Raw genomic sequence first — 13,253 nt, 5'->3', positions numbered from 1 at the left:
CTCCCTGCCGGGAGGGCATTTCTCCCCCGCGGAGCCTTGCCATGAATGCCCATTCCCTACCGCGCGGGGCCGGCCTCGGCCTGCGTCGCGCGCTGCTGCCCGAGCTGCTGGCGATGCCTGCCGCAGCCGTGGACTTCCTCGAATGCGCGCCGGACAACTGGATCGGCGTCGGCGGTGCCTACGGCGACGGCCTGGCGCAGCTCGCCGAACGCTTCCCGCTGGCCTGCCACGGCCTGTCGCTGTCCCTCGGCGGCCCCGGGCCGCTGGACCTGGAACTGCTGCGGCGCACCCGGCAATTCCTCGACCGCCATCGCGTCGGCCTGTTCAGCGAGCACCTGAGCTACTGCTCCGATGACGGCCAGCTCTACGACCTGCTGCCGCTGCCCTTCACCGACGAGGCGGTGCATCACGTCGCCGCGCGCATTCGCCAGGTTCAGGACGTGCTGGGGCGGCGCATCGCGGTGGAGAACATTTCCTACTACGCCGCGCCCTACCAGGCGCTGAGCGAGATCGATTTCCTGCGGGCCGTGCTGGCGGAAGCCGACTGCAACCTGCTGCTGGACGTCAACAACCTGGTGGTCAACGCCTGCAACCACGGCTACGACGCAGCCGCCTTCCTCGCCCGGGTGCCCGTCGAGCGGGTGGCCTGCATCCACGTGGCGGGGCACTACGACGAGGCGCCGGACCTGAAGATCGACACCCACGGCGCCAGCGTGCAACCGCCAGTGTGGAGCCTGCTGGAGCAGGCCTATGCCCACTGTGGCCTGATGCCAACGCTGCTGGAGCGTGACTTCAACTTCCCGCCGCTGGCCGAGCTGCTGACGGAAGTGGACTGCATCCGCGCCCTGCAGCAGGCCGCCGCCACGTGGGAGGTGCGCCATGGCTGACACCTTGCGCGAGCAGCAACTGCAATTGGCCCGGCACATCCGCGACCCGCAGCGCAACGCGCCACCGCCAGGCATCGAGGCGCGGCGCCTGGCGGTGTATCGCCAGCTGTTCCTGGGCAACGTGCAGGCGCTGCTGGCCGGCAGCTTCCCGGTGCTGCGCGCCAGCCTGGCCGAGGCCCACTGGCAGGCGCTGACGGAAGCCTTCTATGCCGATTACCGCTGCCAGACGCCGCTGTTCACCGAGCTGGCCGGCGAGTTCGTCGCCTTCCTCGAACAGAACGGGATAGACGCGCCGGCCTGGGCCACCGAGCTGGCGCACTACGAGTGGGTGGAGACCGCCCTGTTGCTCAGCGACAGCCGGGAACCGGCCCACGATCCGCAGGGCGACCTGTTGCACGGCGTGCCGCTGCTGTCGTCCCTGGCCTGGCCGCTGGCCTACGCCTGGCCGGTGAGCGAGCTGGGCCCCGGCCACCTGCCCGAGCAGCCGCCGGAGCAGCCGACCCTGCTACTGGCCCACCGCAGCGACGACCAGCAGGTGCATTTCGCCCGCTTGGCGCCGCTGGCCCATGCGCTGCTGGAGTCCGTGCGCGACCGCCAACTGAGCGGCCGCGAGCACCTGCAGGCGCTGGCCGAGGCCATCGGCGCCGACCCCGAACCCATCCTGCGGCAGGGCCTGGCCCTGTTGCGGGACCTTCACGCACGAGGCGTGGTGCTCGGCACGCGCAACCTGTGCGCCATCCACCGCCGACAGCATTCCCCAGCCCCCAAGGAGACACCCTGATGACCGACATCCTGGACAGCATCCTCTACACCGCCCACACCCGCACCACCGGCGGCCGCGACGGCCGCGGCAGCTCCAGCGACGGCGAACTGGACGTGCGCCTGAGCCCACCCGGCTCCGGCCGCCCCGGCAGCAACCCCGAGCAGCTGTTCGGCGTGGGCTGGTCCGCCTGCTTCATCGGCGCCCTGCGCCGCGCCGGGCAGAAACTGGAGATCCGCCTGCCGGCCGACGTGGCGGTGGCCGCCGACGTGACCCTGGGCACCACCGACAACGGCAGCGGCTTCGCCCTGGCGGCCAGGCTGACGGTGGAACTGCCGGGTCTGGCCGCCGGGGACAAGGCGCAGCTGGTGGAGACGGCGCACCGGATCTGCCCGTATTCCCGGGCTACCCGGGGGAATATCGAGGTGACTTTCGAAGTTCCGTGATACTGAGGAGCAACTGTAAAAGCCCGCGCACCTGAACGGTCCGCGGGCTTTTTGTTGGCCTTGATCCTCGATTGAACATTACTTGTCCTTGTCTTTTTTCTGACAGATTAATATTTCAGAGTGGGGTTTTTCTTGTTTGAATTTGGCGAAATTCCTGGCCTTTCCTGGCGTAAAGAATTCCAGTTGGCGGACGCTATATTTTCCAGATCTTGAAGGAGAGGAATTCTTCAGGGTTTGGGACTCGGCACTCCAATTTCGGGTCAAGAGATTCTGGAAATAAGGATTTTCTGTTTATGGAAATGAAAGCGATATATAAGGGGCTTCTTTGTGGGCTGGTTGTGGCTAGTTGTTCTTTGAACTCGATGTCTGCTTCTGCAGAAGTCATCGTCACCCTTCATAACAACACTCCCAAGGAAATACGCAAGGTATCTGGCTCCTATGAGCTTCCCAGTACTCTGGGGCCGGGAAAGCGAGTAGTGGTCAAGGTGCCGGCATCATTCACCAGTAGTGATGTGCAGGCGACCTATGCGAGTGGACAGTCGAATGGTGGCTGCAAGTTCAGGGCCGGGCACAAAGAAAATTCAACTGGCCCGGTCTACTCGAGTAACAGTTCAGGTTATGGTCAGGTCGCTAATGGTGCATGTTTTATTTATGTAACCAAGAAGTGGGCCAAGCCATACAATTATGAAGTTCTCTTCATGATGTCGCAGTAATGGTCACGCATGGAGTCTCCATGAGGGAGGCTCCATGCGCAGGGAGGATGTATGTTCGATATTACTCGGGCGGAATATATCTTGGGAGCAAGAGAGATTCAGCCTGGAAATCTGAGAAAAATCATCAATGGTCCGATTTACGACAATTTGACCAGTGCTCAAGAGCGTGTCCGAAAAAATGATAGTGGAGTCTCTGTAACCTTATCGGACAGGGGCCGGCTTATTGCCTCGGCGCTACAGCTTCAGAACCGAGGTGGTACAACAGCGGCTGCGGGGTTCGATGATTTTCTGGAGAGCATGCATCGGGAAATCCTCGCGGACGGCGAGCAGGCCGCCGTGCTGTCGGAGTTGCCAGAAAGTGGCGATACGCTTCGCACCAGCGTGGCCAAACAGGCAGCTAATTATATTTTGACCTCTCTGTACGGAAAGAAAAGTATATACGAAGGTGTTTCATCGGAGAGTCCCTTTGTCGGATTGGACAGAAAATCTTTGTCGAAAATAGCATTCGATGATTCTGGTTCATTCACTTCGATCGAGCGGTTCGTGGCATTCCTGGATATGACGAGTCGTGATGTTGAATTTCAGAACAGAGCTTTCGATTTGCAATCATCCATGCAGAGCAAGACGCCTGGGGGGCCATGGCATCAGGTGTTGAGCATGAAGGCACATGCGGAAATGGCATCACAAATGAGTGAGGCGGAAAAAGCCTGGCGTAACTGGGGGAGCCCGGAAGATATGCGCGTTCTGGCGGAGCAATTGGCGAGTCAGAGCAAGATTGAGGTCCCTGATCTACCGAGTTACTCGGATGTGGGTGGAGATGATGAGTTACTTTTTATCGCCGCAGTGAAGGATCGTGATGTTTTGGGTTGGCTGGGTTTACAGCCCGACAGGTCGAAGTCGGACAGTGTCCAGGAGTCACTCGTCTACTTTATTCCACGTAAAGGGCTGTCGCGAGAATAAGGGTTTTGCATTGATGGCGATGTGCAGTCCTCCGGTAAGTTGTATAGATGCTGGGCAGTGCATGGCTTTGGAGTGCTCTTATTCTTGCGTGATTGATTATTGTTGTAGACCTTTCAGCAGAGGACCTGTGCATATCGCCATGAGTCTTCGGTGGCCGGAAGTTCTGAAGGATTGATTTTGATAGAGCTCGATAGAGTGTGCCAGAGCTATTATCGGAACGGTATACAGCAGCAGATATTGCAGGAGGTCTCTTTATCCGTCGCTCGAGGGGAAAGCTGTGCCATCGTTGGTTCCTCGGGGTCGGGCAAGAGCACGTTGCTCAATATTCTCGGTCTGCTGGACCGGCCCCTATCCGGGCGCTTTCTGCTTGACGGTTTCGATATCTCCCATTCCACCGCCGATGCGTGCGCTGATCTTCGCAATCGGCTAATCGGGTTTGTTTTCCAGGGATTCAATCTGCTGCCTCGTCTTAGCGTATTGGACAATGTTGCACTACCGCTGTTGTATCGCGGCTGTCCCCGTGTCGAAGCCCGGCAGCGTGCCATTTGCCAACTCGAGCGGATTGGGTTGGCCGAGCGTTTCGCGTACCGGCCCACGGAGCTTTCCGGTGGCCAGTGCCAGCGCGTCGCCATTGCTCGCGCGTTGGTGGGCGAACCTGCGCTGATCCTCGCTGATGAACCAACTGGCAACCTCGACAATACAACCGCTCAGGACATCATGGACTTGCTGCTGCAACTCAACGAATGCGATGGCGTTACCTTGATCATGGTGACCCATGACAAGGGGCTAGCAAGCCAACTCGGTCGCCAATTGCTGGTGCGAGATGGCCGCGTCGTGGAGCTCGAGCTCTGCAGACAAGGGGCTACTTCCAATGCCTGACGGAAAGGGTACGTGTCGACCAGGCCTTTCTTTCCGTGGCGCGGTGTTCGAGTCGCTCGATAGCCTGCGCCAATCAGGGCATCGTTCGTTGTTTGCGCTGCTGGGCATCGCAGTCGGTTGTGCGGCAGTCACCGCCCTGCTCAACATCGGTCATAGCGCAGCTAACGAGGCTACCGACACATTCAAGAGATTGGGCACGAACACTCTGGTGGTCAGCTTTTCACCACTGTCGGGCTCTGTAGGCCCCAGCGCCGTCGCACCGGACTGGAAAGCACTTACCGTGGAACTAACCGAGATCGAGTACGTTGCACCTGTTGTCATGCATTCTGCACGCATTCGCCATGCCGGACGGGACACTGATGTCAGTATTGTCGGTACCACGCAGGACCTCGCTCCGGTTATGGGTTTGCGGGCGGATAGGGGGCGCTTGCTCTCCGACTTCGATCGTTGCAGCACTTATGTCGTCGTTGGCGCTGGAGTCGCGCGTGGCTTGGCCCTGGAGCTTGGCAGTCGATTACAGGTCGCAGGCTACCTGTTGGAGGTTATCGGCATTCTTGCGAACCAACCGTTCAACCCATTGCTGCCCGTTGACGTGGACGAATCGGTTTTCTTGCCGATTGAAGGCATTCGCCGGATGCGTCCGGCTCCCGGAATTGGCAATGTCATTGTTCAGGCGCACGACACTGCTGATCTTGCCCAGGCCGCCAGCACTTTGAAGCGCTATCTGGATCACGCTTCCCGAGGGTATCAGGTCGACGTGCAGGTTCCACGACAGCTGCTCGAGGCCCTTAGCCGCCAGGCCAATACGTTCGCTTATCTGCTGGCGGGAGTGGGAGGCATTGCGCTGCTCGTAGGCGGCGTAGGCGTAATGAATGTCATGCTGATGGGCGTGCGTGAGCGACGTCGGGAGATTGGCGTACGCATGGCGCTTGGGGCCCGTGCCAGTGACATTCGCAACTTGTTTCTCGCCGAGGCGGCTGGCCTTTGTCTCTCAGGATCTACCCTGGGTGCCATCGGTGGATTGCTCTTCGCCTACGCTTTCGTCTGTTTCTCGGGCTGGACCTTCAGAATGTCCCCCGTGTCCCTTCCTCTGGGTATATCCAGTTCTCTGGCGATAGGCTTGTTCTTCGGCTCGTACCCTGCCTTGCTTGCCGCCCGTCTGCGCCCCGTACAGGCTCTACGCGATGACTGACACTCGTCGCACCTTCGCTCCAGCGCTGGCGCTTTGCGTTGCCTTGTCGTTATCGACATCGATTCAGGCCACCACGCTCCTCAACCCTTCCCGAGCCAGCATGCCTCTGCGCGGCGAGACGGTGTCTCTGCTGGAACAGCGTGTCGAGTTGACCCTGAGCGATGTTGTCTATCTCGGCTTGCGCAACAATCGTTCGATCCGCAGCGCCTATCTCGAGCGTATCGCGCAGAGGTTCGAACTGCGAGTGGAAGCAGACCGCTTCAACCCCAGGCTGGTACTCACCAGCCGCTACTTGGCCAACCGTAACCATGCGGATCGCTACCGTCAGACCGAGATCTTCCCGCAAACCAGTGTGCTGACCGAGTACGGCACCCGCTTCAGCCTCGCCTGGCGGAACCAGCTGACCCTGGCTGACCAAGCTGGACGTACTGCAAACGACGGCGCCGACTTCAGTTTCATTCAGCCTCTGTTGCGCGGGGCTGGCCGCGACATAGTCGGTGCACCGCTACGTATGGCCAGACTTGGTGAACAACTCAACAAGCTGAACCTGAAGGCCACGGTTTCGGACACCGTTACCCAGATGATCATGGCCTATCGGGAGATTCTCCGGGCTCAGGAGCAATTGGAGATTGCCAAGGATGCGCTGGAACGTTCACGCCAATTGATGCACGCCAACAGAGCGTTGATTGCAGCAGGTCGTATGGCAGAGTTCGAGATCGTGCAGGCTGAAGCGGATGCGGCTACCCAGGAGTTGGCAGTAGAAGACGTGGCCAACCAACTGGAGACTAACCGGCTGGAACTGCTGCGTTTGCTTGCCCTGGATCTGAACCTGCAGATCCGAGCCGTCGATACGCTCGATGCGCAACCTGTCACCATCGGCCTGGCTGAGGCTCTTGTCATCGCCCAGCGACAACAGCCTGCCTACCTTTCCCAATTGATTGCCAGTGAGCAGGCAGCTATTCAATTGAACGTCTCTCGCAACCAGCGTTTGTGGGATCTCTCGCTGGTTGGTGGCGCGACGCAGGTTCGCGATCACTATCCGACACCCCATGGCCGTGCTATCGACCGGACTTGGGAAGGCTATGCAGGCATCCAGATCGAGATTCCTATCGGCGATCTGTCGCGACGCCAAGCGGAAGTACGCGCGCAAGTGGCCGTCGAGAACCAGGCTATCCGTTTGACCGAGGCTCGTCAGATGCTCGAGCGTGATGTCGGGGATGCCGTGCGCAACCTTGGTACACGTTGGCGCCAGTACGAGATTGCGCAGCGGGCTCGCGATCTTTCGCGGCGCAAGCTGGATATCGAACGCGAAAAGTTCCAGGCCGGGCGTTCCAGCAATTTCCAGGTACTGAGCTTCGAGGCCGACTTGCGTAGCGCCGAGAGTGCCAGCCTGAATGCACTGATCGCGTACCTCAACACTCAGACCACCCTGGATCAGATGCTGGGCACTACATTGGAGAGCTGGGACATTGCCCTCAACGATTGAGCATTTCGCGACATCCCCGGCAACTCGTTGGCCATGGGTTGCCGCCAGCCTGTGTGTGCTGATCCTTGTTGGCTGCCTGGCCTTCATATTCGCTCGTCCAGGAGAGTATTTGCCCGACGCGGATAGCTTACGCTGGGTCCAGGTACAACCCCGGCTCCTGGAAAGCCGTCTGGGTTTGATCGGGCGCATCGAGGCGTCAACTCGACAGACCATGGTCGCCCCGTTCGACGGTGTCGTTCAGCATCTGGCTGTCAGGGAAGGACAGAGTGTAGAACGGGGTCAACTGTTGCTGCGCCTGGATACCGCGCAACTGGACATCCAGTTACGCCGAGCCTTGGCCGAACTGCTCAAAGCCAAGCGTGACGCACAGGACCTGCAGGGTTGGGAAAGCAACGATGAGGTTGCACGTGCGCGCCGGGCGGTTACCAGCGCAGAGTTGAGCCTCAACGATACGGTTTCCAGATTGTCCGATACCCGACGATTGTTCGAGCGGGGCATTGTCCCACGCATGGAAGTCGACGCATTGGAGCAGCAGCTGCGACTTCAACAAGTCGATTTGGCTGCCTCGCAGTCGGAGCTGCGCACTGTCAGGAGCAAAGGCCGAGGGGAGTCACTTCAAATGGTGGAAATGGAGCTGGTCAATGCTCAGGCTCACTATGACGGACTCTTGGCCCTGCGGGCTCAAGGCAATTTGCACGCGCCTTTTGCTGGCATCGCCATGTTGCCGCAACGCGCTGACGAGACCGGTAGAGTGCCACCCCTCCAGGTGGGGCAGCGCGTCACCCAGGGCATGCCGTTACTTGAGCTTGTCACACTCGAAAACCTCAATGCCGTCGGGCGCATAGATGAGTCGGACCTGCATCTTCTGCAGGAAGAGATGCCTGTAGAGGTTACCGGAGACGGGTTCAGTGGGCTCATGCTACAGGGGCGTGTTCTGGCTATCGGTGCTCAGGCCCTTGTGTCGGAGGTTTACGGTGGCGGAAGCAGTTATGAGGTCGTGGTCGGTATTGACCCGCTTTCTCCCGACTTGCAGCAACGTATGCGCCTGGGAATGAGCACCAGGCTTACCGTCGTGACTTATCGTGCAGAGAATGGTCTGGCTGTTCCGGTTGATGCGGTGCGTTATGGCGAGGATGGCGATTGCTTCGTCATCTACCGTCGCGAACTGGACGAGCCTTCCCAGAGGGTCGCGGTTGTTACCGGTCGTGCCGTTCCGCATGGTGTGGAGGTATTTGGGCTGATGTCAGGGTATGTTGAACTTCCTCCGACTTGAGGGTGCACCTTGCTTCTTTCGAAGCACTGACACAATTGCAAGAACGCGGTGGAGCCGAGCACGTCGTCGGTGCTCGCCTGGGGAGATCGATGTGAAATGGCAGCCTCTGGTCACTCCCCTCATTCCAACCCATTGTGGCCAGGCTTCCCAAGCCTGACCGTTGAATGGTCAGGCTCTTGAAACCCTGGCTGGATACGGCGTAGGGGGCTGAGGCAGTAAGGCGGATGTAGGATCAGCCACGCCGCCGCAACCACGCATCCAGGCTCAACCGCCCAGCCCCCTTGAGCAGCAACGGCACCAGCGCCACCAGGTAGATCAACGGCAGCTTGTAGTTGCCATAGCCGTTATCGCTGATCGAATACCCCATGGCCAGTTCGCCCAGGCTGGACCAGTGCGCCGGCCAGTGCACGGCGGCGATGGCCACCAGCGTCAGCACCATCAGCACCGCCGAGGCGAAGCGGGTGCCCAGGCCCAGCAGCAGGAGCGCCGGGGCTATCAGTTCGGCCCACAGGGAGATTTGCCAGTCCAGGCTCACCGGCAGTCGGTCGAAGGGGTAGGGGAAGGCGTCGTGGATCTGCGCGAACCAGTTTTCGCCGTTCCACTTCTCCAGGCCGGATTCGAGGAATTCCCAGGCCAGGAACAGCCGCAGGGGGATGTCGGCGCTCCAGGCGCCGAGGCGGTCGAGGGGGCGCAGGGTGGTGGCGAGGGTGCTTTGCATGGCGATGTCTCCTTGGGCCGGGGAGTCGGCGGGTGGAGCCATGCTGGCAAGGCGGCTTGTCCCGGATGTGTCCCGCCGGGGGCCGCCTTGTATCGGCTTGTACGGTCGCTCAGGCCGGGAGCGGCAATTCCAGTTGCGCGCACAGGCCGCCGCCGTCGCGGTTGGCCAGGGTCAGGCGGCCGCCCAGGGCCTGGCTCAGTTGGTGGGCGATGGCCAGGCCCAGGCCGGTGCCGCCGGTGCTGCGGTTGCGCGAGCTTTCCACGCGGTAGAAGGGTTTGAGGACTTCTTCCAGTTCTTCCTCGGCGATGCCCGGGCCGCGGTCGAGTACGCGGATGCACAGCTTGCCGTCTTCGCGGCCCACCTCCAGTTGCGCGGCGCCGGAGAATTTCACGGCGTTGTCCAGCAGGTTGCCCAGCACTCGGCGCAGGGCGTGGGGGCGGGTTTCCAGGGGTACGCCGGCGCGGCCTTGCAGGCTGACCTGCTGGCCGGCGTCCTGGTAGTCGAGCACCAGGCTGTCGAGGAAGGCGTCGAGGTCGACGCGGCGCTGCGCCTCGCTGGCGCCGTCCATGCTGCGGGCGTAGGCCACGCCTTCGCGGACCAGGTGCTGCATTTCTTCCAGGTCGCTCCACAGGCGTTCGCTTTCCGGCGATGGGTCCATCTGCTCGACGCGCAGTTTCATGCGGGTGATGGGCGTCTGCAGGTCGTGGGAGATGGCCGCCAGCAGCTGCATGCGTTCCTTCAGGTAGTCGCCGATGCGGCCTTGCAGGGCGTTGAAGGCGCGGGCGGCGTAGGCCACTTCGTTGGGGCCGTTCTCGTCCAGCGGCGCGGCCGGGGTGTCCGGGTCGAGATGGTCGACGGCCTGGGCCAGGCGCGTCAGCGGGCGGATCGCGGTGCGCACCGCCAGCCAGGTGCAGATCAGCAGCACGGCCAGCTGCAGCATCAGCACCACCGGCAGCCAGCGCGCCACCGCCGCCACCCCGCGCGGGGTGACGTCTATGCTCAGCGGGCTGCCGTCGGCCAGGCGCAGGTGCGCCTGGAAGTGCGCGGCCGGGCCGGGGAGGGTTTCGAAGCGCAGGGCGTAGCGCGAGCCGATGGCGCTCTCGATGCTGGTCGCGGCCATGGGCGCCTGGGCCATGTCCATGGCCTGGCCGGGTTCGCCTTCGTCCAGTCGGTAGCGGTAGTTGGGCCGGTCGACCATGGGCAGCCACTGCTCGCGCTCGTTCGCCGGCAGGCGGTCGAGCAGGGCCACGGCGGTGCTCACGTCGCTTTCCAGGTTGCCGAGCATCATGCTCCGCGCGCTGACGTAGCGTTCGTAGAACTGCGAGCTGAAGGACAGGCCGTAGGCCAGCACCAGCCCGGTGAGGAAGATCAGCGCCAGGCGCGCTGCCAGGGTGCGGGGCATGGCGGTCACTCGGCGGGTTCGATGAGCTGCACCGGCAGCGAGAAGACGTAGCCTTCGTTGCGCACCGTCTTGATGCAGTCCGGCTCGCGGGCGTCGTCGCGCAGGCGCTGGCGCAGGCGGCTGACCAGCAGGTCGATGGAGCGGTCGAAGACGTCCGCCTCGCGGCCCTGGGTCAGGTTCAGCAACTGCTCGCGGCTGAGCACCCGCTGCGGGTGGTCGAGGAACACCCGCAGCAGGCGGTACTCGGCGCCGCTCAGGGCGACCAGGGTGCCCTCGGCGTCCAGCAGGTGGCGCGCGCTGGTGTCTAGGCGCCATTGGCCGAAGCCGATCAGCCGGCTGCTCTCGGTGATCGACAGGTTCGGCGGCAGCATGCGCGTGCGGCGCAGCACGGCGTTGATCCGCGCCAGCAGCTCGCGGGCGGAGAAGGGCTTGGTCAGGTAGTCGTCGGCGCCCATTTCCAGGCCGATGATGCGGTCGGTCTCGTCGTTGCGCGCGGTGAGCATCAGCACCGGGGTGGCCTTGTGCTTGCCCACGCGCAGCTCGCGGCACAGCTTCAGGCCGTCGTCGCCGGGCATCATGATGTCCAGCACTATCAGGTCCACGGCGTTGGCTTCGAGGAAGGCGCGCATCTGCCGGCCGTCCGCGGCCAGGCTGACGCGCAGGCCGTTCTTCTTCAGGTAGTTGCCGACCAGCTCGCGGATCTCGCGGTCGTCGTCGACGATCAGGACGTGATCGACGTGTTCCATGGTGGTTCCCCAATCGGTTCGTTCGTTGGGGCAAGTGTATAGAGCAAGGCGGCGCATTCCCGCCAGGGTTTGTATACCAGTGTATCTATTCGCCACGCCGATACCTGGGGCGGCATTCGCGGGCGGCGGCGGACACAGGCGGGATACCCGCGGCGGGTGAAATGGGCACCAAGCGGAAGGCACACGGCCTCCGCGCCACGAACCCACACCCGAGGACTCCGCCATGAAAACCCTGACCCTTGCCGCCGCCCTGTTCGCCTTCGCCGCGCCCCTGGCCAGCTTTGCCGCCAGCGCTCCCGCGCCGGTGGAGCAGTACCACTACGGTCAGCACCTGGACGTGAAGAAGGTCCTGGCCCTGCATGAGGACCCCGGCAGCTGCCAGGTGGTGCAGGCGCGCATGGACTACCTGGACTCCAACGGCCAGCCCCATAGCCTGGCCTACCAGAAGTTCTCCAGCGACTGCAACGAAGGCGGTTGATGCACGCCGCCCCGGCCAGGGATGGCCCTGCCGCTCCAGCCCCCTTCAAAAGGAGATTCCCATGCTGATCGTCGCCTTTCTCGGCGGGGTGCTGACCCTGCTCAGCCCCTGCATCCTTCCCGTATTGCCGTTGTTGCTGCAGCGCGCTGGTGGCCCGGTTTGGTCGCCGCTGCTGACCCTGGCGGGCCTGGCCAGCGGCTTCGCCGTGCTGGCCAGCCTGGCGGCGGTGTCCAGCGCCTGGGTGGTGGAGGCCAGCGAGGTCGGCCGCTACCTGGCCCTGGGGCTGCTCGGGCTTTCCGCCCTGGCCTTGCTGTCGCCACGCTTCGGCACCTGGATTTCGCGGCCCTGGGCCTGGCTCGGCGACCGCCTGCACGGCCAGGCACGTGGCCTGCCGCCAGCGCTTTCCGCCTGGCTGCTGGGCTTCGCCGCCGGCCTGCTGTGGGCGCCCTGCGCAGGGCCCATTCTCGGGCTGATCCTCTCCGGGGCCATGCTCCAGGGGCCCAATGCGTCCACCAGCCTGCTGCTGTTCGCCTATGGGCTGGGCAGCGCCGTCGCCCTGGGCGCCGCGCTGTTCCTCGGTCGTGGCTTGTACCAGCGCCTGCGCCCGTCGCTGGGTGCGCTGGAATGGCTACGGCGTGGGGCAGGGGCCTTGGCCCTGCTGGCGGTGGTGGTCATCGGTAGCGGCGCCAGCGCGCAACTGCTGGGCTCCGGCGCCTCGCGCACCCTGGCCGGCCTGGAGCACAAGGTGCTGGATGGCGTGCCCAAGCTGCTCGACAAACTGATGCCCAGTGCCAGCGCCGCCGACCTGGCCGACCTGGGCGCCATGCCCAGCCTGGATGGCGCCGTGCAGTGGCTCAACAGCGCACCGCTGACCAGCGAAGAGCTGCGCGGCAAGGTGGTGCTGGTGGATTTCTGGACCTATGACTGCATCAACTGCCAGCACACGCTGCCGTACGTCAACCAGTGGGCGAAGCGGTATGCCGACCAGGGCCTGGTGGTGATCGGCGTGCACACCCCGGAGTATCCCTACGAGCGCATCCCGGCGAACGTGGCGAAGGCCGTGGCGCGCAACGACATCCACTACCCGGTGGCGCTGGACAACCAGTACCGCATCTGGAACGCCTTCGCCAACCAGTACTGGCCGGCGCACTACTTCATCGACGCCAAGGGCCACGTGCGCTACCAGCACGTGGGCGAGGGCGACTACCAGGGGCAGGAGGCGATCATCCGCCAGTTGCTCAAGGAGCGCGAGCAGCCGGCGGGTTGAGCGGCGGCGGGGCGGTCATGGGGCCGCCCCGCGTCGTCTTGGCGGC

Annotated in this window: 14 protein-coding genes; 11 read left to right on the top strand and 3 right to left on the bottom strand. The window is 62.9% G+C overall.

The genetic code is table 11. The features are described 5' to 3' along the window. Window positions 1-41 precede the first annotated feature (41 nt). The 9 genes from M8R19_RS01555 to M8R19_RS01515 all read left to right on the top strand — a co-directional run bounded on the left by M8R19_RS01555 (window position 42) and on the right by M8R19_RS01515 (window position 8,596). Window positions 42-887: an HvfB family MNIO-type RiPP peptide maturase gene (locus M8R19_RS01555; RefSeq protein WP_249916818.1), complete on the top strand. Its 846-nt coding sequence runs from the start codon at window positions 42-44 to the stop codon at window positions 885-887. After that, on the top strand, window positions 880-1,668 hold the full coding sequence (locus M8R19_RS01550) for an HvfC family RiPP maturation protein (RefSeq protein WP_249916817.1): 789 nt from the start codon (window positions 880-882) through the stop codon (window positions 1,666-1,668). The genes M8R19_RS01555 and M8R19_RS01550 overlap by 8 nt, the downstream gene beginning before the upstream one ends. Further along, on the top strand, window positions 1,668-2,093 hold the full coding sequence (locus tag M8R19_RS01545; protein ID WP_249916816.1) for an organic hydroperoxide resistance protein: 426 nt from the start codon (window positions 1,668-1,670) through the stop codon (window positions 2,091-2,093). The genes M8R19_RS01550 and M8R19_RS01545 overlap by 1 nt, the downstream gene beginning before the upstream one ends. Before the next feature lie 293 nt (window positions 2,094-2,386). Further along, window positions 2,387-2,806, top strand: a complete 420-nt coding sequence (locus tag M8R19_RS01540) for a hypothetical protein (protein WP_249916815.1) — start codon at window positions 2,387-2,389, stop codon at window positions 2,804-2,806. 51 nt (window positions 2,807-2,857) lie between these two features. After that, complete coding sequence (locus M8R19_RS01535) at window positions 2,858-3,766, top strand: hypothetical protein (RefSeq protein ID WP_249916814.1); 909 nt, start codon at window positions 2,858-2,860, stop codon at window positions 3,764-3,766. 177 nt (window positions 3,767-3,943) lie between these two features. Next, window positions 3,944-4,645, top strand: coding sequence for an ABC transporter ATP-binding protein (locus M8R19_RS01530; protein WP_074978690.1), 702 nt, complete (start codon window positions 3,944-3,946; stop codon window positions 4,643-4,645). Beyond that, complete coding sequence (locus tag M8R19_RS01525; RefSeq protein ID WP_249916813.1) at window positions 4,638-5,837, top strand: ABC transporter permease; 1,200 nt, start codon at window positions 4,638-4,640, stop codon at window positions 5,835-5,837. The genes M8R19_RS01530 and M8R19_RS01525 overlap by 8 nt, the downstream gene beginning before the upstream one ends. Continuing rightward, window positions 5,830-7,323, top strand: a complete 1,494-nt coding sequence (locus tag M8R19_RS01520; protein WP_249916812.1) for a TolC family protein — start codon at window positions 5,830-5,832, stop codon at window positions 7,321-7,323. Before M8R19_RS01525 ends, M8R19_RS01520 begins: the two co-directional genes overlap by 8 nt. A 109-nt stretch (window positions 7,324-7,432) precedes the next feature. Next, on the top strand, window positions 7,433-8,596 hold the full coding sequence (locus tag M8R19_RS01515; RefSeq protein WP_249916811.1) for an efflux RND transporter periplasmic adaptor subunit: 1,164 nt from the start codon (window positions 7,433-7,435) through the stop codon (window positions 8,594-8,596). A gap of 232 nt (window positions 8,597-8,828) precedes the next feature. Here the strand turns inward: M8R19_RS01515 and M8R19_RS01510 are convergent, their stop codons facing one another. The 3 genes from M8R19_RS01510 to M8R19_RS01500 all read right to left on the bottom strand — a co-directional run bounded on the left by M8R19_RS01510 (window position 8,829) and on the right by M8R19_RS01500 (window position 11,462). After that, window positions 8,829-9,314, bottom strand: coding sequence for an HvfX family Cu-binding RiPP maturation protein (locus M8R19_RS01510; protein ID WP_249916810.1), 486 nt, complete (start codon window positions 9,312-9,314; stop codon window positions 8,829-8,831). A gap of 109 nt (window positions 9,315-9,423) precedes the next feature. Then, a complete protein-coding gene (locus tag M8R19_RS01505; protein WP_249916809.1) occupies window positions 9,424-10,716 on the bottom strand; it encodes a sensor histidine kinase in 1,293 nt (430 codons plus the stop codon). Window positions 10,717-10,721: 5 nt separating this feature from the next. After that, the gene (locus M8R19_RS01500; protein WP_116423366.1) at window positions 10,722-11,462 is read right to left on the bottom strand and encodes a response regulator; all 741 of its coding nucleotides are present in this window, start codon (window positions 11,460-11,462) and stop codon (window positions 10,722-10,724) included. A 223-nt stretch (window positions 11,463-11,685) separates the two neighbouring features. On the opposite strand from M8R19_RS01500, the gene M8R19_RS01495 reads away from it, so the two are divergent. Both M8R19_RS01495 and M8R19_RS01490 read left to right on the top strand, forming a co-directional pair. Next, window positions 11,686-11,940, top strand: a complete 255-nt coding sequence (locus tag M8R19_RS01495; RefSeq protein ID WP_074978701.1) for a DUF2790 domain-containing protein — start codon at window positions 11,686-11,688, stop codon at window positions 11,938-11,940. A gap of 61 nt (window positions 11,941-12,001) precedes the next feature. After that, window positions 12,002-13,207: a cytochrome c biogenesis protein DipZ gene (locus M8R19_RS01490; RefSeq protein ID WP_249916808.1), complete on the top strand. Its 1,206-nt coding sequence runs from the start codon at window positions 12,002-12,004 to the stop codon at window positions 13,205-13,207. The last annotated feature ends 46 nt before the right edge of the window (window positions 13,208-13,253 follow it).

The sequence above is a fragment of the Pseudomonas sp. R3.Fl genome, assembly GCF_023516765.1.
Taxonomy (GTDB): domain Bacteria; phylum Pseudomonadota; class Gammaproteobacteria; order Pseudomonadales; family Pseudomonadaceae; genus Pseudomonas; species Pseudomonas citronellolis.
The sequence above is the reverse complement of the archived record's forward strand: the minus strand, read 5'-3'. Positions and strand labels throughout refer to the sequence as shown.

What these genes read in the sequence shown, in the direction of transcription:
- M8R19_RS01500 (WP_116423366.1), bottom strand. Translation starts at nt 11,462, where the DNA reads ATGGAACACGTCGATCACGTCCTGATCGTCGACGACGACCGCGAGATC.
- M8R19_RS01545 (WP_249916816.1), top strand. Translation starts at nt 1,668, where the DNA reads ATGACCGACATCCTGGACAGCATCCTCTACACCGCCCACACCCGCACC.
- M8R19_RS01490 (WP_249916808.1), top strand. Translation starts at nt 12,002, where the DNA reads ATGCTGATCGTCGCCTTTCTCGGCGGGGTGCTGACCCTGCTCAGCCCC.
- M8R19_RS01525 (WP_249916813.1), top strand. Translation starts at nt 4,638, where the DNA reads ATGCCTGACGGAAAGGGTACGTGTCGACCAGGCCTTTCTTTCCGTGGC.
- M8R19_RS01550 (WP_249916817.1), top strand. Translation starts at nt 880, where the DNA reads ATGGCTGACACCTTGCGCGAGCAGCAACTGCAATTGGCCCGGCACATC.
- M8R19_RS01540 (WP_249916815.1), top strand. Translation starts at nt 2,387, where the DNA reads ATGGAAATGAAAGCGATATATAAGGGGCTTCTTTGTGGGCTGGTTGTG.
- M8R19_RS01520 (WP_249916812.1), top strand. Translation starts at nt 5,830, where the DNA reads ATGACTGACACTCGTCGCACCTTCGCTCCAGCGCTGGCGCTTTGCGTT.
- M8R19_RS01505 (WP_249916809.1), bottom strand. Translation starts at nt 10,716, where the DNA reads ATGCCCCGCACCCTGGCAGCGCGCCTGGCGCTGATCTTCCTCACCGGG.
- M8R19_RS01510 (WP_249916810.1), bottom strand. Translation starts at nt 9,314, where the DNA reads ATGCAAAGCACCCTCGCCACCACCCTGCGCCCCCTCGACCGCCTCGGC.
- M8R19_RS01495 (WP_074978701.1), top strand. Translation starts at nt 11,686, where the DNA reads ATGAAAACCCTGACCCTTGCCGCCGCCCTGTTCGCCTTCGCCGCGCCC.
- M8R19_RS01535 (WP_249916814.1), top strand. Translation starts at nt 2,858, where the DNA reads ATGTTCGATATTACTCGGGCGGAATATATCTTGGGAGCAAGAGAGATT.
- M8R19_RS01555 (WP_249916818.1), top strand. Translation starts at nt 42, where the DNA reads ATGAATGCCCATTCCCTACCGCGCGGGGCCGGCCTCGGCCTGCGTCGC.